General features: G+C 71.9%; 30 protein-coding genes. 11 read left to right on the forward strand and 19 right to left on the reverse strand.

Going from position 1 to position 21,787, the window contains the following annotated elements:
* Positions 1-146: 146 nt before the first annotated feature.
* Positions 147-332, forward strand: a complete 186-nt coding sequence (locus ACFC1X_RS30770; RefSeq protein ID WP_003974784.1) for a hypothetical protein — start codon at positions 147-149, stop codon at positions 330-332.
* A 161-nt stretch (positions 333-493) separates the two neighbouring features.
* Here ACFC1X_RS30770 and ACFC1X_RS30775 read toward each other — a convergent pair whose 3' ends face one another.
* The 3 genes from ACFC1X_RS30775 to ACFC1X_RS30785 form a co-directional block, all read right to left on the reverse strand.
* Positions 494-1,750: a GNAT family N-acetyltransferase gene (locus ACFC1X_RS30775; RefSeq protein WP_376359774.1), complete on the reverse strand. Its 1,257-nt coding sequence runs from the start codon at positions 1,748-1,750 to the stop codon at positions 494-496.
* An 87-nt stretch (positions 1,751-1,837) separates the two neighbouring features.
* Positions 1,838-2,839, reverse strand: a complete 1,002-nt coding sequence (locus ACFC1X_RS30780) for an asparaginase (protein WP_376359777.1) — start codon at positions 2,837-2,839, stop codon at positions 1,838-1,840.
* 88 nt (positions 2,840-2,927) lie between these two features.
* On the reverse strand, positions 2,928-3,548 hold the full coding sequence (locus ACFC1X_RS30785; protein ID WP_376359780.1) for an aerial mycelium formation protein: 621 nt from the start codon (positions 3,546-3,548) through the stop codon (positions 2,928-2,930).
* Between the two features lie 168 nt (positions 3,549-3,716).
* Between ACFC1X_RS30785 and dtd the strand changes: the two genes are divergently transcribed.
* Entirely contained in the window at positions 3,717-4,142 is a 426-nt protein-coding gene (dtd, locus tag ACFC1X_RS30790) for a D-aminoacyl-tRNA deacylase (protein ID WP_376359783.1), read from the forward strand.
* Between the two features lie 7 nt (positions 4,143-4,149).
* On the opposite strand, the gene ACFC1X_RS30795 is transcribed toward dtd, so the two are convergent.
* The 3 genes from ACFC1X_RS30795 to ACFC1X_RS30805 are packed head-to-tail and all read right to left on the reverse strand — an operon-like array spanning position 4,150 to position 6,195.
* On the reverse strand, positions 4,150-5,115 hold the full coding sequence (locus ACFC1X_RS30795) for a YgfZ/GcvT domain-containing protein (protein ID WP_376359785.1): 966 nt from the start codon (positions 5,113-5,115) through the stop codon (positions 4,150-4,152).
* Positions 5,116-5,124: 9 nt separating this feature from the next.
* Positions 5,125-5,562 (reverse strand): Fur family transcriptional regulator, encoded by a 438-nt coding sequence (locus ACFC1X_RS30800; protein ID WP_376359788.1) that lies wholly within the window; start codon positions 5,560-5,562, stop codon positions 5,125-5,127.
* A gap of 9 nt (positions 5,563-5,571) precedes the next feature.
* Complete coding sequence (locus tag ACFC1X_RS30805; protein ID WP_376359791.1) at positions 5,572-6,195, reverse strand: TetR/AcrR family transcriptional regulator; 624 nt, start codon at positions 6,193-6,195, stop codon at positions 5,572-5,574.
* A 115-nt stretch (positions 6,196-6,310) separates the two neighbouring features.
* Between ACFC1X_RS30805 and ACFC1X_RS30810 the strand changes: the two genes are divergently transcribed.
* Entirely contained in the window at positions 6,311-7,006 is a 696-nt protein-coding gene (locus ACFC1X_RS30810) for a nitroreductase (RefSeq protein ID WP_376359794.1), read from the forward strand.
* Positions 7,007-7,033: 27 nt separating this feature from the next.
* Here ACFC1X_RS30810 and ACFC1X_RS30815 read toward each other — a convergent pair whose 3' ends face one another.
* From ACFC1X_RS30815 to ACFC1X_RS30825, 3 genes are all read right to left on the reverse strand, one after another.
* On the reverse strand, positions 7,034-7,609 hold the full coding sequence (locus ACFC1X_RS30815; protein WP_122621124.1) for an FABP family protein: 576 nt from the start codon (positions 7,607-7,609) through the stop codon (positions 7,034-7,036).
* A 170-nt stretch (positions 7,610-7,779) separates the two neighbouring features.
* Positions 7,780-7,992, reverse strand: coding sequence for a DUF397 domain-containing protein (locus ACFC1X_RS30820; RefSeq protein WP_376359797.1), 213 nt, complete (start codon positions 7,990-7,992; stop codon positions 7,780-7,782).
* The gene (locus ACFC1X_RS30825; protein ID WP_376359800.1) at positions 7,974-8,813 is read right to left on the reverse strand and encodes a helix-turn-helix domain-containing protein; all 840 of its coding nucleotides are present in this window, start codon (positions 8,811-8,813) and stop codon (positions 7,974-7,976) included. The genes ACFC1X_RS30820 and ACFC1X_RS30825 overlap by 19 nt, the downstream gene beginning before the upstream one ends.
* Before the next feature lie 171 nt (positions 8,814-8,984).
* Here ACFC1X_RS30825 and ACFC1X_RS30830 point away from each other — a divergent pair, with 171 nt between their 5' ends.
* The 3 genes from ACFC1X_RS30830 to ACFC1X_RS30840 are packed head-to-tail and all read left to right on the forward strand — an operon-like array spanning position 8,985 to position 10,016.
* Positions 8,985-9,377, forward strand: coding sequence for a hypothetical protein (locus ACFC1X_RS30830; RefSeq protein ID WP_376359802.1), 393 nt, complete (start codon positions 8,985-8,987; stop codon positions 9,375-9,377).
* The gene (locus ACFC1X_RS30835) at positions 9,374-9,637 is read left to right on the forward strand and encodes a hypothetical protein (RefSeq protein ID WP_376359805.1); all 264 of its coding nucleotides are present in this window, start codon (positions 9,374-9,376) and stop codon (positions 9,635-9,637) included. Before ACFC1X_RS30830 ends, ACFC1X_RS30835 begins: the two co-directional genes overlap by 4 nt.
* Positions 9,638-9,653: 16 nt before the next feature.
* Complete coding sequence (locus ACFC1X_RS30840; RefSeq protein WP_234961504.1) at positions 9,654-10,016, forward strand: DsrE family protein; 363 nt, start codon at positions 9,654-9,656, stop codon at positions 10,014-10,016.
* Here the strand turns inward: ACFC1X_RS30840 and ACFC1X_RS30845 are convergent.
* The 8 genes from ACFC1X_RS30845 to ACFC1X_RS30880 form a co-directional block, all read right to left on the reverse strand.
* Positions 10,010-10,396, reverse strand: coding sequence for a VOC family protein (locus ACFC1X_RS30845; RefSeq protein ID WP_376359807.1), 387 nt, complete (start codon positions 10,394-10,396; stop codon positions 10,010-10,012). The two genes, ACFC1X_RS30840 and ACFC1X_RS30845, sit on opposite strands and share 7 nt — an antisense overlap.
* A gap of 46 nt (positions 10,397-10,442) precedes the next feature.
* Positions 10,443-10,703 carry a DUF3099 domain-containing protein gene (locus ACFC1X_RS30850; protein ID WP_376359810.1) on the reverse strand — a complete coding sequence of 87 codons (261 nt, stop codon included), beginning with the start codon at positions 10,701-10,703 and terminating at the stop codon, positions 10,443-10,445.
* An 86-nt stretch (positions 10,704-10,789) separates the two neighbouring features.
* Positions 10,790-11,077, reverse strand: coding sequence for a DUF1416 domain-containing protein (locus tag ACFC1X_RS30855; RefSeq protein WP_031047895.1), 288 nt, complete (start codon positions 11,075-11,077; stop codon positions 10,790-10,792).
* A gap of 30 nt (positions 11,078-11,107) precedes the next feature.
* The gene (locus ACFC1X_RS30860) at positions 11,108-11,953 is read right to left on the reverse strand and encodes a sulfurtransferase (protein WP_352157326.1); all 846 of its coding nucleotides are present in this window, start codon (positions 11,951-11,953) and stop codon (positions 11,108-11,110) included.
* Between the two features lie 403 nt (positions 11,954-12,356).
* On the reverse strand, positions 12,357-13,094 hold the full coding sequence (locus ACFC1X_RS30865; protein WP_376359814.1) for a DUF2993 domain-containing protein: 738 nt from the start codon (positions 13,092-13,094) through the stop codon (positions 12,357-12,359).
* Between the two features lie 141 nt (positions 13,095-13,235).
* Positions 13,236-14,468 carry a hypothetical protein gene (locus ACFC1X_RS30870; protein ID WP_376359816.1) on the reverse strand — a complete coding sequence of 411 codons (1,233 nt, stop codon included), beginning with the start codon at positions 14,466-14,468 and terminating at the stop codon, positions 13,236-13,238.
* A gap of 3 nt (positions 14,469-14,471) precedes the next feature.
* On the reverse strand, positions 14,472-14,726 hold the full coding sequence (locus ACFC1X_RS30875; RefSeq protein WP_376359819.1) for a MoaD/ThiS family protein: 255 nt from the start codon (positions 14,724-14,726) through the stop codon (positions 14,472-14,474).
* Between the two features lie 37 nt (positions 14,727-14,763).
* Entirely contained in the window at positions 14,764-15,624 is an 861-nt protein-coding gene (locus ACFC1X_RS30880) for an alpha/beta hydrolase (RefSeq protein ID WP_376359822.1), read from the reverse strand.
* 234 nt (positions 15,625-15,858) lie between these two features.
* Here ACFC1X_RS30880 and ACFC1X_RS30885 point away from each other — a divergent pair, with 234 nt between their 5' ends.
* The 5 genes from ACFC1X_RS30885 to ACFC1X_RS30905 all read left to right on the forward strand — a co-directional run bounded on the left by ACFC1X_RS30885 (position 15,859) and on the right by ACFC1X_RS30905 (position 21,082).
* Complete coding sequence (locus ACFC1X_RS30885; protein WP_376359825.1) at positions 15,859-16,656, forward strand: response regulator transcription factor; 798 nt, start codon at positions 15,859-15,861, stop codon at positions 16,654-16,656.
* A gap of 42 nt (positions 16,657-16,698) precedes the next feature.
* Positions 16,699-17,721 carry a LacI family DNA-binding transcriptional regulator gene (locus tag ACFC1X_RS30890; protein ID WP_376359828.1) on the forward strand — a complete coding sequence of 341 codons (1,023 nt, stop codon included), beginning with the start codon at positions 16,699-16,701 and terminating at the stop codon, positions 17,719-17,721.
* A 106-nt stretch (positions 17,722-17,827) separates the two neighbouring features.
* A complete protein-coding gene (locus ACFC1X_RS30895; RefSeq protein ID WP_376359831.1) occupies positions 17,828-18,841 on the forward strand; it encodes a S1C family serine protease in 1,014 nt (337 codons plus the stop codon).
* A 52-nt stretch (positions 18,842-18,893) separates the two neighbouring features.
* A complete protein-coding gene (locus ACFC1X_RS30900; protein ID WP_376359834.1) occupies positions 18,894-19,637 on the forward strand; it encodes a response regulator transcription factor in 744 nt (247 codons plus the stop codon).
* Positions 19,634-21,082: a sensor histidine kinase gene (locus tag ACFC1X_RS30905; RefSeq protein WP_376359836.1), complete on the forward strand. Its 1,449-nt coding sequence runs from the start codon at positions 19,634-19,636 to the stop codon at positions 21,080-21,082. Before ACFC1X_RS30900 ends, ACFC1X_RS30905 begins: the two co-directional genes overlap by 4 nt.
* Here ACFC1X_RS30905 and ACFC1X_RS30910 read toward each other — a convergent pair.
* Both ACFC1X_RS30910 and ACFC1X_RS30915 read right to left on the reverse strand, forming a co-directional pair.
* The gene (locus ACFC1X_RS30910) at positions 21,073-21,471 is read right to left on the reverse strand and encodes a hypothetical protein (protein WP_376359838.1); all 399 of its coding nucleotides are present in this window, start codon (positions 21,469-21,471) and stop codon (positions 21,073-21,075) included. The two genes, ACFC1X_RS30905 and ACFC1X_RS30910, sit on opposite strands and share 10 nt — an antisense overlap.
* Positions 21,468-21,755, reverse strand: a complete 288-nt coding sequence (locus ACFC1X_RS30915) for a hypothetical protein (RefSeq protein WP_376359841.1) — start codon at positions 21,753-21,755, stop codon at positions 21,468-21,470. The genes ACFC1X_RS30910 and ACFC1X_RS30915 overlap by 4 nt, the downstream gene beginning before the upstream one ends.
* Positions 21,756-21,787: the final 32 nt, after the last annotated feature.

Raw genomic sequence — 21,787 nt, forward strand, 5'->3', positions numbered from 1 at the left:
ACTTCTCGCCATCTTTAGGCAGTTCACGGAAAGGTGGTTATGAGACGCGTCCAAGCGGAGATAAGTACAGTGAAGTTGGCAGCCAACTTGAGCAACGTGGTCGGACCTTACGGGGGTTGGCCACCACGGTGAACAGGGGGTCCACCATGCCGCTCATCGCCATCGTCGTCGCCGCTCTGGCCATCGGCTTCGAGCAGCTCGTGCAATGGAAGTACGGGCCGATGGGCATCATCGCGTTCGTCGCGCTGTCCATCGGCATCAAGGCGAAGAACACCATGATCGGCGGTGTGGGCGCGGTGATCCTCGTGATGCTGCTCGCCCAGTCCGGCTGATACCGACGTACTGCTGTCCGGGCCCCCTTCCGGAGGGGAGCCGGGAGCCCGGACAGTCAGTCAGCACCACGCACAACAACCACAACCACAACTGAAGAGCACGTGGAAAAGCACGCGCTACGGATGCGCACGTCCACCGTCACCGGCAGAAGGGAGCCGCCTCAGAACACGTCCGGGCACCAAGGCCGCCTGGAGGTACGCAGCAGGGCGTCGACCACACGGGCGGCGCCCGCTCGTTCTTCCCGCACCCGGCCGAGCGCCGCCAGCCGCACCGCCGACTCGTCGCCCAGCCACAGCGCCCCCAGCTCGCCCACGTCGAGCACGAGATGGGCGCTCTCGGTGGTCGGCGCGCAGGACGCCCCGTCCGGCCCGGCCTCCAGCCGCCACCGCCCGCCGGCCAGCCCTCCGCGGTCCACGACCTCCAGCACCACCGACCCCTGCCCCTCGTACGTCCGCGCCTCCAGCGCCCGTACGACGTCCAGGATCCGCACCCACAGCCAGTCCGCCTGCGTGACGATCCTCGCCGCGCGCGGGTCCGGCAGGAGGTGCGGGAGCAGGTCGTCGGGGGCCCGCCAGCCGCTCTTCACCGTCGTGATCCAGTCGATCGAGCACAGGTACTGCCACAGCGCGCGCTCGGCGGCGGGCGTCGCGGCCAGCAGCCAGTCGACGGTCGCCGTCTCCATCGGCTGCTTGGCGTCGCCCCAGTGGTCGTCCGCCCGGTACGAGACCATGCCCTCGACCTCGCCGTCCGCCGCGCGGTACACGGCGTAGAAGGGCTCGGTCCACGGGGCGCCGTCCGTGCTGACGACGCCGGTCCGCGCCCGCCACCACAGCTCGGGCCGGCTGACCGCGCCCGGCTGGGACCGGCGCACCCGCTCGTGCAAGCCGGGACCGAGCTTGCGCACGTCCTCGCCGTCCACCAGGTCGATCCGCCCGCCGTCCGCCGGGCCCGCCCAGCGCGGGTCGAGACCGGCCCGCGGCACGTCGACCGTCCACTCGGTCATGGTGGTGGCGGGCCCGAAGCCGTACCGGCCGTAGATCGGGTACTCGGCCGCGATCAGCGTGGCGACGACGTCCCCGCGCTCCTTCGCCGCCGCCAGGTCCTGCGCCATCATGCGGGTCAGCAGGCCGCGGCGCCGGTGGGTCGCGGTGACGGTGACGTTGGAGACGGCGTCGGCCGGGACGAGGGCGCCCCCGACGGCGGTGACCTCCTGGCCGAAGGACCGGAAGGTCGCCACACAGCGCCCCTCGTCGAAGGCGCCGAGCGACCGGCCCGGCACGAACAGCTCGCGGCGGGCCGCCAGCTGCGCCTCCGCCACCGCGGGCGGCATGAGGAAACCGGTGTTCAGGGCGCGGTGCCAGTCGGGGAAGTCGGCCTCGGTGATGGGACGTACGTCTATGTCGGTGCGGCTGGTCATGGGCTCACCGTAGGTCGGCCGACGCACCGGCGTCGCGCGGATTTGCGGCCGGTGAGGGCGGCCGGAAAGGGCGGCCGGTGCGGGTCCTCAGAAGGCCGCCCGGATCTCCCCCACCTCGCGCCCGCCGCCCAGCAGCGGCGTACGGCCGATGCGGTCGACGACGGGCCCCTCCACGCCCAGCAGCGTCAGCGCGCGGGCCAGGACCGGGCCCAGGGCCCGCGTCGCGCCGTCCTCGACCTTGAAGGCGAGGGCGCGGCCGTCCGGCAGGGCCACCGCCTGGACGGCCTCGGCGCCCATCTTGGAGAGGCTGCCGGGCACCTCCCGCATCAGCCAGGTGTCGGCGCGGCGGGTGCCGGCGACGTACTCGGGGTGGGCGCGCATCGCGTCGGCGACCCGGCGCTCCGCCGTGCCGGGCTCGGCGCCCACGAAGGAGCGGAAGGCGCGGGCCAGACCCACCAGGCTGATCGCCATCAGCGGCGCCCCGCACCCGTCCGTGCCGACGGCGGCGACCGGCTCGCCCGCCGCGTCCTCCACAACCCTGTGGATGGTGCGCTGGAGCGGGTGCTCGGGATCGAGGTACGTCTCCAGCGGCCAGCCCCGCTGCGCGCAGACCGCGAGCATCGCGGTGTGCTTGCCGGAGCAGTTCATGGTGACCCGGTCGGGCACCGCGCCCGACGCGAGGTACGTGTCCCGCTCCTCGGCGTCCAGCGGCAGGTCGGGCGGGCACTGGAGCTGGGCCGGGTCGAGTCCGTACTCGGCCAGCATCTTGCGGACCAGGTCGCGGTGAAACGGTTCTCCGGAGTGGCTCGCGGAGGCCAGCGCCAGCCGCTCCTCCGCGAGGTCGAGACCGGCCCGCAGCAAGCCCGCCGCCTGCATCGGCTTGTTGGCGGAGCGCGGGAAGACCGGCGCCGTCACCTCGCCGAGGGCCAGCTCCACGGCCCCGTCGGCGCCCAGGACGACCAGACTGCCCCGGTGCCGCCCCTCGACGAAGCCGGACCGGACGACCTCGGCGAGGACGGGCGGCACGACGGGCGAGAGGGCGGAGGTGGGGGCGGGCTGGGACGGTTGCGACGGCTGGGGCGCGGGCATCGGCGGTGGCCTTCCGGACGGGTGACCCGCCGCGGCGACGGCCCGGGATCACCGGACCGGCGGGCGGCGCGGATGGCCGCCCCCCGCGTCACACGAGCAGGTCGTCGACTTGTGCTTCCCCCTCACGGTACCGGCGTGCGATCTCCGCGCTGCAGCCGTCCGCCGTGCGCTGCAGCCGCTGCCGGTCCCGGGACACCTGCTGCTCGTAGCGCACGAGCCGGCCCGTCCCGTTGGTCAGCTCGGTGTCGGTGCGGGCCGTCAGGTCCGACAGCTCCACCTCGCCGAGCATCTCCGCCGCCAGCCGCCTGCACTCCTCGCTCCGCGGGGTGCCCAGCGTCACGTGCCGGGCGGAGGAACGCTGCCGCGCCGGGGCGTCGGCCAGGATCTCCGACAGCCGCTCCACCACGGACCCGGTCGCCGCGGTGGTCACCACGGCCGCCGGTCCCCGCCCCGCCAGCTCGGCGCGGAGGATGTCGATACGCCCCTGCAGCAGCCGTCGTACATAGCTGAGGTCGGCCTCCTCGCGCTGCGCGTCCCGGCGCAGCGTGCGCAGCTCCGGCAGGCTCAGCGCGGTCAGGTCGTGCTCCGGGGGCTCGGCCGGCAGCTCCGGACTGTCCGTGCGCTGCACGGGCGGCCGGGGCGCCTCCAGGCCACCCGGACATGTGAACGCGACTGTCCCGAGGGACTGCTCCGTACTCGGTGTGCTCATGTGCCCTACCGTCCCCTCGCCCGGCGTCTGGGAAGCATCGTGCCACCCCGGGTGGCCGCTATGTGACCGAGTGCCCACGATCGGCCCCAGATGGGGGGTTAGGTGGCAAAAAAAACCCCGTACGGGCCCGCCCGTCCCGACCCCGGGGGCGCACGGCATCATGGCGGGATGCGTGCAGTGGTGCAGAGGGTGGACGGCGCGAGTGTCGTCGTGGACGGCGAGACCGTGGGGTCGATCGACGGCGCGGGGCTGTGCGTCCTGGTCGGCGTCACCCACGAGGACACCAAGGAGAAGGCGGCGCAGCTGGCCCGCAAGCTCTGGTCGGTGCGGATCCTGCCCGACGAGAAGTCGTGCAGCGACCTCGGCGCACCGCTCCTGGTGATCAGCCAGTTCACCCTTTACGGCGACGCCCGCAAGGGCCGCCGCCCCACCTGGAACGCGGCCGCGCCCGGCGACGTCGCCGAACCGCTCGTCGACGAGGTCGTCGCACAGCTGCGCGCGCTGGGCGCGACCGTGGCGACGGGCCGGTTCGGCGCGCAGATGCGGGTGTCGCTGACGAACGACGGCCCGTTCACGGTCCTGCTGGAGGTCTAGAACCGCGCTACGGCTCCACGACCGTCTCCTGGGCGGCGGCCGTGCCCTCGGCCGTCAGCCGGGCGTCCACCGGCACGTTCCGCTTCACCAGGGCGAGGGCGACCGGGCCCAGTTCGTGGTGGCGTACGGACGTGGTGACGAAGCCGATCTTGCGGCCCTCGGGCCCGTCGTCCGCGAGCCGGATCTCCGCCCCGGCCGGCGGCAGGTGCACCTCGCTGCCGTCCAGGTGCAGGAAGACCAGGCGGCGCGGCGGCTTGCCGAGGTTCTGCACCCGGGCGACGGTCTCCTGGCCCCGGTAGCAGCCCTTCTGGAGATGCACGGCCGTGCCGATCCAGCCCAGCTCGTGCGGGATGGTCCGGTGGTCGGTCTCGAAACCCAGCCGCGGCCGGTGCTGCTCGACCCGCAGCGCCTCGTGGGCGAGGATCCCGGCCGCGGGACCTGCCCCGTCGGCGAACGCCTCCAGCCGCTCCCTCGGCAGGAAGAGATCACGGCCGTACGGCGTCTCGCGGACGGCGACGCCCGCGGGGACCTCCGTGATGGAGCCGGCGGGCAGGTGCACGACCGCGGTGTCGGCGGTGCGGTCGGCGACCTCGACCCGGTAGAAGAACTTCATCGACTCCAGGTAGGCGATCAGCGCCTCCTGGCTGCCGGGCTCCACGTGGGCCCAGGTGGTGGTGCCGTCGTCGACGAGGTACAGGGCGTGCTCGATGTGGCCGTTCGCGGAGAGGATCAGCGCCTCGGTGGCCTCGCCGGCCGGCAGGTCGCTGACGTGCTGGGTGAGCAGCAGGTGTAGCCAGGCCAGCCGGTCGTCGCCCGTGACGGTGAGGACACCGCGGTGGGACAGGTCGACGAAGCCGGTGCCGTCGGCGAGGGCACGCTGCTCGCGGAACAGGTCGCCGTAATGGGCGGCGACGCCTTCGTCCACGCCCTCGGCGGGGACCGCGCCGGGCAGGGACAGCAAGGGGCTCTTCATACGCCTAGCCTACGACTCGGTAGTTGAACCCTTCAGGGAGCAGTCGCGGCACCGTCCGAAGATCGCGAAGTGCTTCATGTCGGTGTCGAAGCCGAACTCCTCGCGGAGCTTCGCGGTGAAGTCGGCGGCCACCGCGACGTCGGCCTCGATCACCTCGGTGCAGTCCCGGCAGACCAGGTGGAGGTGGTGGTGCCGGTCGGCCAGGTGGTAGGTGGGCGCGCCGTGCCCGAGGTGGGCATGGCTGACCAGCCCCAGCTCCTCCAGCAGCTCCAGCGTGCGGTAGACGGTGGAGATGTTGATACCCGACGCCGTCTTCCGCACCTGGCCGAGGATGTCGTCGGGTGTCGCGTGTTCGAGGGTGTCCACGGCTTCGAGCACCAGCTGCCGCTGCGGGGTCAGCCGGTAGCCGCGCTGCCTGAGGTCGCTCTTCCAGTCGGTGCTCACCACACCACGAGTCTAGGCCCGGCGGCCCGCCTCATGGTGTGGCGGTGAGGAGTCGGGCAGCGCGTGCGCCAGGAGGGTCTCCGCCGCCGTCCGCGCGTGCCGGCCGTAGTCGGCGTCGTCCAGCACCATGGCGCGACTGGCCGCCCCGTCCGCGAGGGTGACCAGTTGTTCGGCGAGTGCGGCCGGTTCGCGGCAGCCCAGCTCCGTCACCAGTGCGGTGACCAGCCGCACCATCAGCAGCTTCTGCTCACGGGCGTAGGAGTGGACCGGGTCCCCCGGGTCGGGGAACTCCGCCGCGGCGTCGATGAACGGGCACCCGCGTACGGGCGCCGCGTCCGGCGCGGCCTGGTGGAACAGCCCGAGGATCCGTTCCCGCGGGGGGATGTCCTCGCGGGTCAGCACGCTTTCCATGGTGGCGCCCGACGAGGCGAGGCCCTGGAGGTGTGCGATCACCAGGTCGCTCTTGGTCCGGAAGTGCGCGTAGAGGGTCCGCTTGGACACCGGTGCCGCTTCCGCGACCTGCTCCATTCCGGTCGCGTTGATCCCCTGGGTGGCGAACAGCGTCGCGGCGGCGGCCAGGATGCGCTCCCGCCCGCCGCGTCCCCGCCCGCGGGATGCCGTAGTCGTCGCACTCATCCCTCAAGTATACGACTGCGTTTACTTCGACGGGCCGGTGGTGCTAGCGTCGCATCCCACCCCATGTAAACGATCGCGTTTACATTGACTATTGACTGCTCTCGAGGAGTGCTCCATGAGCCTGCTGGTCCCCACCGAGCTGAGTGGCTGCGCGGAGAAGCTGATACGCGGCCGGCGCGCGACCCGTGCGTGCCGCCCGGAACCCGTGCCCGAGGAGACGATGCGGGCGGTCTTCTCGCTGGCCGGCGCCGGCGCCGCGCCGTCCAACTCCAACGCGCAGCCGTGGCGGGTGGAGGTGGCCAGCGGCGCCACGCGCGCACGCCTGGCGGACGCGTTGCAGGCGGCCCACGCCGCACACCGCACCTCGGCCGACTTCCCCTACTCCGAGGACATGTACGCACCGGTGCACCAGGCGCGCCGGGCGGCGTTCGGTGCCGGGCTGTACGGCGCGCTGGGCATCGGTCCCGACGACCACGAGGCGCGGGCGGCCTACGACGCGGAGAGCCTGCGTTTCTACGGCGCGCCGCACGCCGCGTTCCTGTTCGTCACCGGGGACGGCGGGCCTCGGCTCGCCGCCGACGTCGGCGCCTACATGCAGACGCTGCTCCTGGCGATGACCGCGTACGGAGTGGCGAGCTGCCCCCAGGGGCTGCTGAGCTTCTACGCCGACACGGTCCGCGCCGAACTCGGACTCACCGGGGAGCGACTGCTCGTGGGCATCTCCTTCGGCTACGCCGACGAGGCCGCGCCGGTGAACCACGTGACGACCGAGCGGGCCGCGCCCGAAGAGGTCACGACCTACCACGGCTAGGACTTGTCGCCGCCGAGCACCGGGTGACTACTTGAAGAAGGCGATCCCGTCGTCCGGCATGTCGTCCGGCAGGGCCTTGGCCCAGCGCTCGACGTCCTCCGGGGTGACGACCTTCTTCAGGTGCGCCGACATGTAGGGACGCAGCTCGACCTCGGGGGTCTGCTTCTCGCCGACCCACATCAGGTCGCTCTTGACGTAGCCGTACAGCCGCTTGCCGCCGGTGTAGGGCCGGGAGGCGGCGGTGCGGGCCACCGCGTCGGTGACCAGGTCGATCTGCGGCTTCTGGTCGGCCAGCTCGCCGTACCAGATCTCGATGACGCCGTCGTCGCGGGTCATCGTGGCCTCGACCCTGCGGTTCGCGTCGATGCGCCAGAAGCCGTACTCGGACTCCAGCGGGCGGACCTTGTTGCCGTCCTGGTCGAGCACCCAGGTGTGGGAGCGGTACTCCAGGAAGTCCCGGCCGTCGTGGGTGAAGGAGACCTCCTGCCCGAAGTTGCACTTCTCGTCGCCCGGGAAGTCGTGCACGCCCGCGCCGGCCCAGTCGCCGAGCAGGAAGACGAGCGGGACGAGGTCCTTGTGGAGGTCGGACGGGATCTCGATCATGAGCGGTACTTCCTGGCGTCGGTGATCAGCGCTGGCCCTGGTACAGCTTCTTCACGGTCAGACCGGCGAAGGCGAGAACGCCGACGCAGACCAGGACCAGCAGGGCTTCGAAGAAGATCTCCACGGGGTGCTCCTTGAGCGGGGGGGCATACGACAGGGCCGCCCTCAGCTTACGCGGCCCACCCTGGCTCTTCTCGCCGGACTCCACCCACGAAGGCGGCCCACGCGGGTGCGGTGAAGAGCAGCGCGCCGCGCGCAGGGTCCTTGCTGTCCCGGACGGGGACGAGGGGGAGGCCGGGGGCGACCTCGACGCAGTTGCCGCCGTCCTGGTTGCTGTAGCTGCTCTTGCGCCAGGTGATCGTGCTCAGGTCGATGGCTCGCATGGCGCTTCCTCCAGCATCCGCTCGATGAACTCCCGCGACGCGCCCGGTGACAGGGCCGCATCGCGCACTCGATCGTATCGGAGCTGAAGCTGGTCGACTGCCGTAGTTTCCTGGACCAGTTCGCCCGAGTAGCCGGTCTCGACCCAGGCGACGATCCGCCCCGCGCCGTGCAGAAACATGGCGTCGGTGTTCGTCAGCGCGTGCAGCCCCGCCACCCACGGAACCACCTGGACGCTGATGTTGGGGCGCTCGCCCATCACGATGAGATGGCGCAATTGCGCACGCCACTCAGCGGTGCTGCGCAGCGCACTGTGCAGCACCGTCTCCGACAGGATGGCCCGGAACTGCGGCCCGCCCTCGGCCAGCAGTGGCTCACGGCGGCCCATGCGCGCCGTCACCTGCTTGTCCAGCTCAATGCCCGTCAGTCCGCCCTGGCTGAGCAGTTCCGCCGCGTACTCCGGCGTCTGGAGCAAGCCCGGCACGATGCTCGGCGAGTACTGCCACATACTCACCGCCTCGGCCTCCAGCACCATGTACCGGCGGTACCGCTCCTTGAACTGCGTCGGATCCGCCACCGCCAGCTCCCACAGCGTGAGCAGCATCCCGCCCGTCCCGTAGTACTGATCCAGCGCCTCCACGATCTCCGGGCCGCCCAGCGTGTGGCCGTTCTCCAGCTTTCCGAACTGGGACGCGTCCCACCCCACCACCTCCGCCACGCCCCGCAGGGACACACCCCGCCCGTGCCGGAGCAGCCGCAGCTCCTCCGCGAACCGTGCCCTCGGTTCCTGACTGCGACCCGTGATCGCGATCCTCTGCGGCACCGCACCCCTCCCGGCTGTGGAATTTGTGGAATTTGAGTCGCCCGCTGTGGAACTTGGGGCCTTTCCGGGCTTGGCGACCCTCGACATGGGTCATGCTCGTAATGCCCAGCACTACGCAGAGTAGGGCAACTGTCGCATTCCGTATAGATGTTGACGTAAGGGAGCGGACCCGTGAGAACAGAACCGGCCACCTTCGAACCCGGCACCGTGCTCTACGACCCCGCCACCGCCAAGGTCGGCGCGTATCAGGGCCTCACCGGACCCCGCGCGATGCTCCGCCCCCTCGGCGGCGGCCGGGAGTGGGAGGCGGAGCCGGCCGGGCTGCGCCGGGCGACCGACCGCGAGCGCATCGAGGCGAGCCTCCGCGCCGCGAACGAGCGCACGCTCGCCACGCCCCCGGCCCCCGGCGACCCGGGCAGGCCACCCACGCCGGTCCCCGGCTGCGACGCCTGCGCCTGGCTGGCCGGTCGGCGGGAAGCCGCGGGCGCGGCGTTCGACCACAGCGCCGTGACGGACGCGAACGTCCTGCTGCGCCAGCACCAGCGCAAGGAGCACGAGGCATGACGTACGACGGCGGACTGCCCTACGAGGAGTGCAAGCGGGCGCAGCGGCTCGCGCCGCGGCGGGACCGGACTCCCCTCTCTCCCGGCTTCGCGATGCCCCCGTTCCATCCGGCCCACCCGCCGAGGCCCGTGCCGACGCGCGTGGCCCGGCCCCGGCGGTACGTCAGGCTGGACGGCGCCACCGTCAGCGGCCTGCTCACCGTCCTCAGCGTCGCGACGCTGCTGGTGACGATCACCGTCGCGGCCTGGCAGCACCCGTGAGGGCTAGGCTTCCGGCATGGCGAAGAAGCTCGTGATCAAGGTGACGGCGGGGGCGGATGCGCCCGAGCGGTGTTCTCAGGCGTTCACGGTGGCGGCGGTGGCCGTGGCCAGCGGGGTCGACGTCTCGCTGTGGCTGACCGGCGAATCCGCGTGGTTCGCGGTGCCGGGCCGGGCGGCGGAGTTCGAACTCCCGCACGCCGCGCCGCTGCCGGACCTGCTCGACTCGCTCCTGGCGGGCGGCCGGGTGACGCTGTGCACCCAGTGCGCGGCCCGCCGCGACCTCACCGAGAAGGACGTCATCGACGGCGTGCGGATCGCGGGCGCGCAGGTCTTCGTGCAGGAGGCCCTGGCCGACGACACGCAGGCGCTCGTCTACTGACCGGCCTGCGTCCACAGGCAGAAGGGGTGCCCCGACGGGTCGAGCAGCACCCGTACGTCGTCCTGGGGCTGGTACTCGGCGAGCCGGGCGCCCTCGGCCACGGCCCGCGCGGTCTCCGCCGCCAGGTCGTCGACCTCGATGTCGAGGTGCAGCATCATCTGCTGGTCGCCCGGGTTCCGGCCCGGCCAGACGGGCGGCACGTACGCGGGTTCCGTCTCGAAGGCCAGGGACGTGCCCTCGGTGCCGGGCGGCGGGCCGGTGAGCACCCATCCGGGTTCCTCGGCGCGCACCACGTAGCCCAGCAGCCGCAGGTAGAAGCCGGCGAGTTCGTGGGCGTCGTGCGCGTCCAGCACGACGGTGGACAGCTTCGTCGGAGACATGCCCGCCATCATTCCCGAGCCCGCCGTCATTCCCGGGCCCGTGGACCTAGCGCGGCCTCTTCTTCCCGTCCAGTTCGTCCCACCACTCGTCGGACTTCGGGTCCCCCGACGGGTCGTCCCACCAGCGGTCGTCCGGGCCCCGGCGGTTGGCGACCATCGCGGCCAGCGGCGGGATGACCATGGCGACCACGCACATGGCGACGGCCGCCGGAACGGACCAGAGGCGGACGACCCCCCAGGCCAGGACGAACAGGGCAAGGCAGATGCCCATCATCACGAAGTAGCGATGCCGCCGCCGCGCGTACATACGTCCAGCGTAGGTCCGGACATGCCGAAGGGCCGCACCCCAGGCGTCCAACCCGAAGAGGTGCGGCCCCAGGGACCCTCGTGCCGTCAGACGGCGATCGCGACCTCCGCAAGACCGCCCTGCTGGGCGACGACCGTGCGGTCGGCGGTGCCGCCGGGGACGAGCGCCCGTACGGTCCAGGTGCCCTCGGCCGCGTAGAAGCGGAACTGGCCCGTCGCGGACGTCGGGACCTCCGCCGTGAACTCGCCGGTGGCGTCCAGCAGACGGACGTAGCCCGTCACCGGCTCGCCGTCACGGGTCACGTGACCCTGGATGGTGGTCTCACCGGGCTTGATCGTCGAGGCGTCGGGGCCGCCGGCCTTCGCTCCGCACATGTCGTACTCCTGAGGGGTTGGGGGGCGGACTTACTTGTTGGCGCCGAGCTCGATCGGCACGCCGACGAGGGAGCCGTACTCGGTCCAGGAACCGTCGTAGTTCTTGACGTTCTCCACGCCGAGCAGCTCGTGCAGGACGAACCAGGTCAGGGCCGAGCGCTCACCGATGCGGCAGTAGGCGATGGTGTCCTTCGCCAGGTCGACCTGCTCGTCGGTGTAGAGCTGCTTCAGCTCGTCGTCCGACTTGAAGGTGCCGTCGTCGTTGGCGTTCTTCGACCACGGGATGTTGCGGGCGGACGGGACGTGACCTGGACGCTGCGACTGCTCCTGCGGGAGGTGGGCCGGGGCGAGCAGCTTGCCGGAGAACTCGTCGGGCGAGCGGACGTCGACCAGGTTCTGCGCGCCGATGGCGGCGACCACGTCGTCGCGGAAGGCGCGGATCGCGGTGTTCTGCGGCTTGGCCTTGTAGTCGGTGGCCGGGCGCTGCGGGACCTCGTCGCCGGCGACCAGCTCGCGGGCGTCCAGCTCCCACTTCTTGCGGCCGCCGTCGAGGAGCTTGACGTTCTCGTGGCCGTAGAGCTTGAAGTACCAGTAGGCGTACGACGCGAACCAGTTGTTGTTGCCGCCGTAGAGGACCACCAGCGTGTCGTTGGCGATGCCCTTCTTCGACAGGAGCTTCTCGAAGCCCTCCTGGTCGACGAAGTCGCGGCGGACCGGGTCCTGGAGGTCCTGGGTCCAGTCGATCCGGATCGCGTTCTTGATGTGGTTCTTCTCGTAGGCGGACGTGTCCTCGTCCACCTCGACGATCGCGATGCTGGGGTCGTCCAGGTGGTCCTGCACCCAGTCGGCGTCGACCAGGACGTCGCTGCGGCTCATGTTTTCTCCTCCGGGGCAGTTGCGGCGGGGCGAGCGGTGAGAGGGGTGCGCGCGCTCGGGCCGTGCGGCGGCGCGCGGATGCCCTGGGCAGGGCGGGTGAGGGGGACGGACGGCGACGGCGCCGTCCGGTCAGAAGGTGCGACAGAGCATGGCGGCAACGCGGCACAGGTCCACTGCCCGCCGCTTCGTCAGATCCGCCTGTCGCTTCATGGGTACCGATCGTAGGGACGGATACCGGGCCATGTCACCGGCGTGTCGCATCCTGAGACGGGATCGTCCGCAATATGGGATCGATGCAGGGTCCGGGGCGGCACGCGACACCGGGCGGGCGGGTGGCCCGCCATCGCATCTACGGTACGGACAGCGTCGTCTCGCCTGTCGGGACGTCTGGCCCCCAGGGCCCCTACCCGGCCAGTTTGACGTTCGAACCCTTCACCGTGATCTCGACGCCGTCCTTCGCCGCCTCGACCTTGTCCAGCTTGATGCCGCCCGGCAGTTCGTCGATGGTCTGCTGGAAGTCGGTGATGGCCCGGATCCGGGACTCGGCGAGCTGCCGGCCGCCGATCTCCGGCAGGCCGTCGGCGACGACCTCGACGTCGTTGTCCTTGACCTTCACCGAACTGAGCACCTCGACCGGCTCGGGCAGGTCCACGCCCAGGACCGTGGCCTGGAGCGACACCTTGATCTTGCCGTTGCCGCCGTCGGAGAGGCCGATGACCTTGGCGGTGATGCCGGGGGCGATGTCCGTGGGCTCGGACTTGGCGGCCTTCATCAGCTCGTCGTAGGCGACGGTCGCGGTGCCGGTGGCGGAGGCCGCGGTGGCGGAGCTGTAGTCGCCGGAGAACGCGACGCCCTTCATGTCCGCGCGCAGCTCGGCGATGCGGATCTTCTCGTCGCCCTTGCCGGTGGACGCCTCGTAACCGTCGATGCCCACCTGGACGTCGTCCAGCTCACCGCCGGCGACCTGGGTGAGGAACGGGAACCCGTTGATGGACACGTCCGGCGTCGACGGCAGGTTCTCGGTGCTGCGCACCTTGTCCGCGACCTCGTCCTCGGCGAAGTTGACGGCCACACGGTCGGCGATCACGAAGAGGCCGCCGAGGATCACGACGACGACCAACAGTATTCGCAGTGCGCGCATGCGGTGTTCCCCAACCCTGGGCGGTCAACGACAGCGGTCCCCCGACGACCGGCGGCCGTCCCAGCGCGAGCGTAACGCGGGCGGGCGGCGCCACCCCGGTTCTGTCGAACACCTGTGACACCCGTGCCGGGCGCTCGGCGGTCAGGCCAGCGCCCGGCCCAGCACGTACACGACCGGCGCGGCGGCGGCCAGCGGCAGGGCCACGCCCGCCGTGAAGTGGACGAAACGGGACGGGTAGTCGTACGCCGCCACCCGGAGGCCGACCAGCGCGCACACCGCCGCGCCCGCGCCGAGCAGCGCCCCCGACGCCCCGAAGTCCGTCGTCGAGCCGACCGCGATCCCCGCTCCGGCCGCCGCGAGCAGCGCGACGACCACGGAACCCGCCGTGGGCAGCGGCAGGGCGCGGGCCACGACCGCCACGGCCACCGCGACCGCGCCCACCGTCACCGCGTCCGCGTCGGCGGCGAGGTACCCGCCCGCGATCACGGCCAGGGCCGTCGCGGCGACGGTCGCCATCAGGCCGTACATCCGCTCGTCGGGGTCGGCGTGCGAGCGCAGTTGCAGGACGAGGGAGAGCAGCACCCACACCCCGAGCGTGCCGAGGATCGCCGCCGGGGAGCGGTCCGACACCAGCATCGCCGCGTCGGCGGCCAGCGCGCCCGCGAAGCCCAGCGCGATGCCCTGCCGGGCCGGCCACATGCCGTTCAGGCGGAACCAGCCCGCCGCGGTGACGGCCTGGAGGGCGACGAGCGGGACGAGCAGCGCGTACGTGCCGAGCGCCGCCGCGCCGGCCAGCAGCAGCCCGAGCAGCGCGGTGAGCCCGGCCGGCTGCATCCCCGGATCGATGATCGGCGAACGCCCCTCGGCACGGGCCCGCTGCGCGTCGGTCACCCGCGTGTTCCCGGCGAGGGTGGCCGGACCGTAGCCGGCGTCGCCGGGTGAGGCGGGGGACGCGGGGGATGTGGTGGGGGCCGGGGTCTCGGGAGCCGGGGCGTACGGCTGGGGTTGCGGCTGCGGCTGCGGCTGCGGCTGGTACTGAGGTGCGTACGCCTGTGCCGGAGGCTGCTGGTACTGCTGCTGCGGCTCGGACGCGTACGGCGGCAGGTACGCCGTCTCCTCCGCCTGAACCGACGGCTGGGTCTGGTGCACCTGCGTCTCCCAGGTCTGCCCCTGCCACTGCTGCGTGTACTGGCCGGCGTTCGGGTCCTCGTAACCCTGAGGAACCTGGTGGGCCTGGTGGGCTTGGTGAGCCTGGTGGGCCTGCTGATCGGGCCACTGGGCGTCGTACCCGCCCTGCCCGACCCACCTCCCGTGCTCGTCGTACCCCTCGTACTGCTGATGCGGCTGATGCGGCTGATACGGCTGGTCGGTCATCGCTCACCCTCCTGCGAACGGCGGGAGCACCTCGACCGTGCCGCCGTCGGCCAGCCGTACCGTCTCATGCCCGCGGGTGCCCACCGGGTTGCCGTCGACGAGGAACGAGCAGCGCAGCAGCACGCGCGTGAGCTCGCCGGGGTGCCGCTCGCGCACCGCGCCGAGCGCGTCGGCGAGCGTGGCCGCGTCGTACGGCTCCTCGGCCACTCCCGCGGCGGCCTTCGCGGCGGCCCAGTAGCGCACCGTGACCTTTGCCATCTGGTTCCTCAATCGGTTGACGGTGAACACCGTCAGGCTAGCCCGCCCGGGAGACCGCCCAGGCGCCGATCCGGTCCAGCAGGGCCTCGTCCGACGCGTGCTCCGCGTGGCCCATGCCGGGCTCCAGCCAGAGTTCGCCGTGGTCACCGGCGGCCCGGGCCAGCATCCGGGGGTGGTCGAGGGGGAAGTAGCCGTCCCGGTCGCCGTGCACGAGGAGGAGCGGCGTCGGGGCGATCCGGGGGACGGCGTCCACGGGCGACAGCGGCTCCGGGTCCCAGGCCAGGTGGTGGATGCGGGTGCGGAAGCCGTAGCGGCCGACGAGGCGGCCCTCGGGGCGCGTCACCATCCAGTGCAGCCGGCGCATCGGCGCCGTGCCCCGGTAGTACCAGCGGGCCGGCGCGCTCACCGACACCACGGCGTCCGTCCGCGCCGCGCTGTCCGGGCCGTACAGCGCCGCGTGCCGCAGCACCACCGAGCCGCCCATGGAGAAGCCGACGGTCACCACGCGCGCGTGCCCGAAGCCGCGTGCCCACGCGACGGCCGCCGCCAGGTCCAGGACCTCGCGGTCGCCGACCGTCGACCGTCCGCCGGAGGCACCGTGGCCCCGGAAGGAGAAGGTGACCACGGCGCCGTACCGGGCGAAGGTCCGCGCGATGCGCCGCACGTGCGCCTCGTCCGCGCCGGCGGTGAAGCCGTGCGCGACGACGAACACCAGGCCGGAGGGGTCGCCGTCGGTCGCCGCGGGCTTGTACACGGCGTCGATCCGGACCCCGTCGGCGCTGCGCAGGAAGGTGCGTGCGGGCATGCGGCGGGGCGCTCCCCCGGGCGTCTCGGAATGCGGACGATTCCCTGGACGAGGGGTGGGACGCGCCACATGACCTGACGGTCGGTAGCTCATGTCGGCTATTCTGCTGGGTAGAGGACTCGGGCAACGTAGCCCCCGGGTCCTTTTGTGCTTCCAGGAGCGTGGCCGATCGTTCACCTCCCGGACGCGCCGCGGGCCCCACGGGCACGGGATCCGCACCGTACGAAGCAGTGCCGTAAACGTCCTCGCAGGGACCGAGGAGGAACCAGACGTTATGGGCGAGCGAAGCGTGCACGACCGTAGGACGACCCAGGCAGGTGGGGCGCGATGAGTTCTCTGCTGCTCCTCACCAACGCCCTTCAGCCGTCGACGGAGGTGCTCCCCGCCCTCGGCCTGCTGCTGCACAACGTCCGCGTGGCTCCGGCGGAGGGCCCGGCCCTCGTCGACACCCCCGGCGCCGACGTCATACTCGTCGACGGGCGCCGTGACCTTCCCCAGATCCGCAGCCTGTGCCAGCTGCTGCGGTCCACGGGGCTCAGCTGTCCGCTGGTCCTCGTGGTCACCGAGGGCGGCCTCGCCGCCGTCACCGCCGACTGGGGCATCGACGACGTACTGCTGGACACCGCGGGACCGGCGGAGGTCGAGGCGCGGCTGCGGCTGGCCATGGGCCGCCAGCAGATCGTCGGCGACGACTCCCCGATGGAGATCCGCAACGGCGACCTCTCGGTGGACGAGGCGACGTACTCCGCCAAGCTCAAGGGCCGGGTCCTGGACCTGACGTTCAAGGAGTTCGAGCTGCTCAAGTACCTCGCCCAGCACCCGGGCCGGGTCTTCACCCGGGCCCAGCTGCTCCAGGAGGTGTGGGGCTACGACTACTTCGGCGGCACCCGCACGGTCGACGTGCACGTACGGCGGCTGCGCGCCAAGCTCGGCCCCGAGCACGAGTCGCTGATCGGCACCGTCCGCAACGTCGGCTACCGCTTCGTCACGCCGGAGAAGCCGGAGAAGGCGAAGTCCGAGAAGGCGGAGCGGGAGAAGACGGAGCGCGAGAAGACGGCGCGCGCCGGGGCGGAGGCCGGGGCGAAGGCCCCGGACACGGCGGCGACAAGGTCATCCAAGGTGTGATACGCCCTGCCCGGAGCGGGTCCATCCGCGTAGACTCCGCGCGTGGCCAAGGTGACTCGGGATGATGTGGCGCGGCTGGCGGGGACTTCCACCGCCGTCGTCAGTTATGTCATCAACAACGGACCCCGGCCGGTCGCCCCGGCCACGCGCGAGCGTGTCCTCGCCGCGATCAAGGAACTGGGGTACCGCCCGGACCGGGTCGCCCAGGCGATGGCGTCGCGGCGCACGGACCTCATAGGCCTGATCATCCCGGACGCCCGCCAGCCCTTCTTCGGGGAGATGGCGCACGCCGTCGAGCAGGCCGCCTCCGAGCGCGGGAAGATGGTCCTGGTCGGCAACACGGACTACGTCGGCGAGCGCGAGGTCCACTACCTGCGGGCCTTCCTCGGCATGCGCGTCTCCGGTCTGATCCTGGTCAGCCACGCCCTGAACGACCTGGCCGCCGCCGAGATCGACGCCTGGGACGCCCGGGTCGTCCTGCTGCACGAGCGGCCCGAGGCCATCGACGACGTCGCCGTGGTCACCGACGACCTGGGCGGCGCCCAGCTCGCCGTACGCCACCTGCTGGAGCACGGCTACGAGTACGTGGCCTGTATGGGCGGCACCGCCGAGACCCCGTCCGTCGGCGACCCCGTCTCCGACCACGTCGAGGGCTGGCAGCGCGCGATGAAGGAGGCCGGGCTGTCCACCGACGGCCGGCTCTTCGAGGCGCCGTACAACCGCTACGACGCGTACAAGGTGGGCCTGGAGATCCTGGCCGGGCCGCGCCGCCCGCCCGCGATCTTCTGCTCCACCGACGACCAGGCGATCGGCCTGCTGCGGGCCGCCCGCGAGCTGCGCATCGACGTGCCGGGCGAGCTGGCGGTGGCCGGCTTCGACGACATCAAGGAGGCGGATCTCGCCGACCCGCCGCTGACGACGGTCGCCTCGGACCGGCCGGCGATGGCGCGCGCCGCCGTCGACCTGGTCCTGGACGACGGCCTGCGGGTCGCGGGCTCCCGCCGCGAGCGGCTGAGGGTGTTCCCGTCGCAGCTGGTCGTACGACAGTCCTGCGGCTGCGTGTAGCCTCCGGCGGGCGGGGCCTGGGCTTTATATCGGGCATACGAGGTTCTGCCGGGCTTCTCAGGCAGCACTCAGGCCGCTCTCATCCTCGGGCGCGAGGCTCATGGACATGACCGAGAGCCTCCGCCGCAACGGCGAGTACGAGCACGCGCAAGAGAACCCGTACCAGGGCGCCCAGCAGCACGCCTCCTCTCCCGTCAACCCCGAATGGCCGCCCCCGCCGGCCCAGCCGCCCGAGCAGCCGCAGAAGAGGCGCCGGGCCCGTCGCGGTCCCGTCGCCCTCCTCGCGGCCGTGGCGATCGTCGCGGCGGCCATCGGCGGCGGCACCGCGTACGGCATCCAGGAGCTGACCGGCGGCGACACCGTCGCCTCTGCCACCAGCACGAACGTGGTGCCCTCCAGCCAGAAGGGCACGGTCTCCGGGGTCGCGAAGGCGGTCAGCCCGAGCATCGTCGAGATCAGCGCCACCTCGAACGCCGGCTCCTCCACCGGTTCCGGCGTGATCATCACCGACGACGGCGAGATCATCACCAACAACCACGTCGTCTCCGGCGCCTCGTCGGTCAAGGTGAAGACCAGCGACGGGAAGCAGTACACCGCCGAGGTCGTCGGCACCGACAGCAAGAAGGACCTCGCGCTGATCAAGCTGGAGAACGCCTCCGGTCTGAAGGCCGCGAGCCTCGGCGACTCGGACGCCGTCGGGGTCGGCGACCAGGTCGTCGCCATCGGCTCCCCGGAGGGCCTGACCGGCACCGTGACCAGCGGCATCGTCTCCGCCCTCGACCGCGACGTGACCGTCTCGACCGACGAGGGGCAGCAGCAGCAACAGCAGGGGCAGGGCGGCGGCCAGTGGCCGTTCGAGTTCGGCGGCCAGGAGTTCAACGGCGACACCGGCTCGTCCACGACGACGTACAAGGCGATCCAGACCGACGCCTCCCTCAACCCGGGCAACTCCGGCGGCGCGCTGATCGACATGAACGGCAACATCATCGGCATCAACTCCGCGATGTACTCGGCGACCGAGTCGTCCGCGAGCGCGGGCAGCGTCGGCCTCGGCTTCGCCATCCCGATCAACACCGTCAAGGCGGACCTGCCCGACCTGCGCGCGGGCGCGAGCAACTGAGTGATCACGAGTACCTGCCGAGTACCTGCGACGAACGTGCGACGCTGAACCCATGACCCCCGCAGACGGCGACGGCCGTGACCGTGACGTCCAGCGCATCCTGATCGTCGACGACGAGCCGGCGGTCCGCGAGGCCCTCCAGCGCAGCCTCGCCTTCGAGGGGTACGGCACCGAGGTCGCCGTCGACGGCGCCGACGCCCTGGAGAAGGCGGCGGCGTACCGGCCCGACCTCGTCGTCCTCGACATCCAGATGCCCCGCATGGACGGCCTGACCGCCGCCCGCCGCATCCGCGGCGCGGGCGACACGACCCCCATCCTGATGCTGACCGCGCGTGACACCGTCGGCGACCGGGTCACCGGCCTGGACGCCGGCGCCGACGACTACCTGGTCAAGCCCTTCGAGCTGGACGAGCTGTTCGCCCGTATCCGCGCGCTGCTGCGCCGCAGCTCCTACGCGGCGGCGGTGGAGGCCACCGCCGAGGACGACGACACCCTCACCTTCGCCGACCTGACCATGGACCTGGCGACGCGGGAGGTCACCCGGGCCGGGCGCCCGGTGGAGCTGACCCGCACGGAGTTCACCCTGCTGGAGATGTTCATGGCACACCCGCGCCAGGTCCTCACCCGGGAGCAGATCCTCAAGGCGGTCTGGGGCTTCGACTTCGAGCCGTCGTCCAACTCCCTCGACGTGTACGTCATGTACCTGCGCCGCAAGACCGAGGCGGGCGGCGAGCCGCGCCTGGTCCACACCGTCCGGGGCGTCGGCTATGTGCTGCGGCAGGGCGGCGCGGAGTGACAGGTCTGGTACGCCGTTATCGTGCGCTGCCGCTGCGTTCGCGCCTGGCGCTGCTGGTGGCGGGGGCGGTGGCGTTCGCCGTGACGGCGGGGGCGGTGGCGTGCTGGTTCGTGGTGAAGAGCGTGCTGGTGAGTTCACTGGACGAGGCTCTGAAGGCGAACCGGATGGACCGGGCTCAGGTGAGCCGGTACGTGGACCTGCGCACCGGTCTCTGCGCCCACGACCCGCTCACGCACGAGCAGAACCCCTACGGTTCGTCCGTGCAACTGGTGGCCCGGCAGAACACGAGCTGCCTCATCATCGGCACCGAGGAGGTCCCGCTCACGGACGCCGACCGCGCCGTGGCCGAGGGCTCGTCCGCCAACGCCCTGCACGACGCCACCGGCTCGGACGGGACCCAGTACCGCGTCTTCACCTACACCGTGCCGGGCCTGTCCGACGTGGCCGTCTCCGCCGCGCGCCCGCTGAGCGAGGTGAACAGCTCGCTCAACAACCTCGCGCTCGTCCTCGTCTTCGTGGCGGGCGCGGGCGTCGTCGGCGCCGGCGCGGCCGGCCTGTGGGTGGCCCGGACCGGACTGCGGCCCGTGGACGAACTGACCCGTACCGTCGAACACGTGGCCCGCACCGAGGACCTGACCGTCCGCATCCCCGTCGAGGACGACAGCGACGACGAGATCGCCCGCCTCTCCCGCTCCTTCAACAGCATGACGGCGTCCCTGGCCAGCTCCCGTGACCTCCAGCAGCAGCTCATCGCCGACGCGGGCCACGAACTGCGCACCCCCCTCACCTCACTCCGCACGAACATCGAACTCCTCACCCGCAGCGAGGAGACCGGCCGCCCGATCCCGGAGGCGGACCGCAAGGCGCTGCTCGCCTCGGTGAAGGCGCAGATGACGGAACTGGCGGCGCTGATCGGCGACCTCCAGGAGCTGTCCCGCCCGGACACCGGCCAGCACGAGGGCCGCACGCGGATCCTCCCGTGGCACGACGTCGTCGAGTCGGCGCTGCGCCGCGCCCGCCTGCGCGGCCCGGAGCTGACCATCACGGCCGACGTACAGCCCTGGTACGTACGGGCGGAACCGGCGGCCCTGGAGCGCGCGGTCGTCAACATCCTGGACAACGCGGTGAAGTTCAGCCCGTACTCCGGCACCGTCGACGTACGCCTGGCCGACGGCGTCCTCACCGTCCGCGACCACGGCCCCGGCATCCCCGCCGACGAACTCCCCCACGTCTTCGACCGCTTCTGGCGCTCCCCGTCGGCCCGCGCCCTACCGGGCTCCGGCCTGGGCCTGTCGATCGTGGCCCGCACGGTCCAGCAGGTGGGGGGCGAGGTGACCCTGACTCCGGGCGAGGACGGTGGCGGCGGGACAGTCGCGACCGTGCGGCTGCCGGGAGCGCCGGTGCCACCGCCGGAGACGGGCGCGGCCGACGCGGGTCAGTGGTAGCCGAGCATGCCGGGGGCGTCGATGTCGACGGTGAGGAAGCCCGGCGGATAGAGGTCCTCCCGCCCCGTCAGGATGATCGACATGCCCCCCGAGCCCAGATGCGGCGTCGCCACGTAGAGCGCGTGACAGGTGTCGGCACCACCCCAGCCGTCACGCACCATGCCGCCGACGGTGACGGCCGCGGCCTGACCGAGCGGATCGACCTGCAGCCCCGGAAGCGCCATCAGTGCGCCTCCGACGTTCGCCTCGCTCTCCTCGGCCTTCATGAGGCACAGCGCCGGGAGGTGCAGCCAGTCACCCGGCGTGTGCGCGACGTTGTCGGCGAGGCGATGGAGAGCCTCGTGACCGTGGGCGAGCGCCAGTGCCGCACCCGCGTCGAGAATGATCACGCGGCGTTCTTCCGGAGGGCCCGGGTCTTGTCCGCCGCCATCGCGTAGATGTTGGCCAGCACGTCCGGTCCGTTGTCGAACTCCTCGTCGCTGAGTGTGCAGCCCAGCCGTTCACGCAGCACGGCGCGCGTGGCCGCCACCCGCTCCGCGATCTGCTCCGCCGTCGGCTGCTCCGAGGCCAACCGCTCGACCAGCTGGCCGAGGGTCATGCCCCGCTCCTTGGCCACCTGGGCGAGGTGGTCGCGGGCCTCGCGGGACACCTGAATGGTCGTGTTCTCTGCCATGGTTTTACCATAGCCGCATCACGGTGAGGAGG

It is taken from the genome of Streptomyces sp. NPDC056128, assembly GCF_042263835.1.
In the GTDB taxonomy this organism is placed as follows: Bacteria; Actinomycetota; Actinomycetes; order Streptomycetales; family Streptomycetaceae; genus Streptomyces.

What these genes read in the sequence shown, in the direction of transcription:
- ACFC1X_RS30770 (WP_003974784.1), top strand. Translation starts at nt 147, where the DNA reads ATGCCGCTCATCGCCATCGTCGTCGCCGCTCTGGCCATCGGCTTCGAG.
- ACFC1X_RS30775 (WP_376359774.1), bottom strand. Translation starts at nt 1,750, where the DNA reads ATGACCAGCCGCACCGACATAGACGTACGTCCCATCACCGAGGCCGAC.
- ACFC1X_RS30780 (WP_376359777.1), bottom strand. Translation starts at nt 2,839, where the DNA reads ATGCCCGCGCCCCAGCCGTCGCAACCGTCCCAGCCCGCCCCCACCTCC.
- ACFC1X_RS30785 (WP_376359780.1), bottom strand. Translation starts at nt 3,548, where the DNA reads ATGAGCACACCGAGTACGGAGCAGTCCCTCGGGACAGTCGCGTTCACA.
- dtd (WP_376359783.1), top strand. Translation starts at nt 3,717, where the DNA reads ATGCGTGCAGTGGTGCAGAGGGTGGACGGCGCGAGTGTCGTCGTGGAC.
- ACFC1X_RS30795 (WP_376359785.1), bottom strand. Translation starts at nt 5,115, where the DNA reads ATGAAGAGCCCCTTGCTGTCCCTGCCCGGCGCGGTCCCCGCCGAGGGC.
- ACFC1X_RS30805 (WP_376359791.1), bottom strand. Translation starts at nt 6,195, where the DNA reads ATGAGTGCGACGACTACGGCATCCCGCGGGCGGGGACGCGGCGGGCGG.
- ACFC1X_RS30810 (WP_376359794.1), top strand. Translation starts at nt 6,311, where the DNA reads ATGAGCCTGCTGGTCCCCACCGAGCTGAGTGGCTGCGCGGAGAAGCTG.
- ACFC1X_RS30815 (WP_122621124.1), bottom strand. Translation starts at nt 7,609, where the DNA reads ATGATCGAGATCCCGTCCGACCTCCACAAGGACCTCGTCCCGCTCGTC.
- ACFC1X_RS30820 (WP_376359797.1), bottom strand. Translation starts at nt 7,992, where the DNA reads ATGCGAGCCATCGACCTGAGCACGATCACCTGGCGCAAGAGCAGCTAC.
- ACFC1X_RS30835 (WP_376359805.1), top strand. Translation starts at nt 9,374, where the DNA reads ATGACGTACGACGGCGGACTGCCCTACGAGGAGTGCAAGCGGGCGCAG.
- ACFC1X_RS30840 (WP_234961504.1), top strand. Translation starts at nt 9,654, where the DNA reads ATGGCGAAGAAGCTCGTGATCAAGGTGACGGCGGGGGCGGATGCGCCC.
- ACFC1X_RS30845 (WP_376359807.1), bottom strand. Translation starts at nt 10,396, where the DNA reads ATGTCTCCGACGAAGCTGTCCACCGTCGTGCTGGACGCGCACGACGCC.
- ACFC1X_RS30850 (WP_376359810.1), bottom strand. Translation starts at nt 10,703, where the DNA reads ATGTACGCGCGGCGGCGGCATCGCTACTTCGTGATGATGGGCATCTGC.
- ACFC1X_RS30855 (WP_031047895.1), bottom strand. Translation starts at nt 11,077, where the DNA reads ATGTGCGGAGCGAAGGCCGGCGGCCCCGACGCCTCGACGATCAAGCCC.
- ACFC1X_RS30860 (WP_352157326.1), bottom strand. Translation starts at nt 11,953, where the DNA reads ATGAGCCGCAGCGACGTCCTGGTCGACGCCGACTGGGTGCAGGACCAC.
- ACFC1X_RS30865 (WP_376359814.1), bottom strand. Translation starts at nt 13,094, where the DNA reads ATGCGCGCACTGCGAATACTGTTGGTCGTCGTCGTGATCCTCGGCGGC.
- ACFC1X_RS30870 (WP_376359816.1), bottom strand. Translation starts at nt 14,468, where the DNA reads ATGACCGACCAGCCGTATCAGCCGCATCAGCCGCATCAGCAGTACGAG.
- ACFC1X_RS30875 (WP_376359819.1), bottom strand. Translation starts at nt 14,726, where the DNA reads ATGGCAAAGGTCACGGTGCGCTACTGGGCCGCCGCGAAGGCCGCCGCG.
- ACFC1X_RS30880 (WP_376359822.1), bottom strand. Translation starts at nt 15,624, where the DNA reads ATGAGCTACCGACCGTCAGGTCATGTGGCGCGTCCCACCCCTCGTCCA.
- ACFC1X_RS30885 (WP_376359825.1), top strand. Translation starts at nt 15,859, where the DNA reads ATGAGTTCTCTGCTGCTCCTCACCAACGCCCTTCAGCCGTCGACGGAG.
- ACFC1X_RS30895 (WP_376359831.1), top strand. Translation starts at nt 17,828, where the DNA reads ATGACCGAGAGCCTCCGCCGCAACGGCGAGTACGAGCACGCGCAAGAG.
- ACFC1X_RS30900 (WP_376359834.1), top strand. Translation starts at nt 18,894, where the DNA reads ATGACCCCCGCAGACGGCGACGGCCGTGACCGTGACGTCCAGCGCATC.
- ACFC1X_RS30915 (WP_376359841.1), bottom strand. Translation starts at nt 21,755, where the DNA reads ATGGCAGAGAACACGACCATTCAGGTGTCCCGCGAGGCCCGCGACCAC.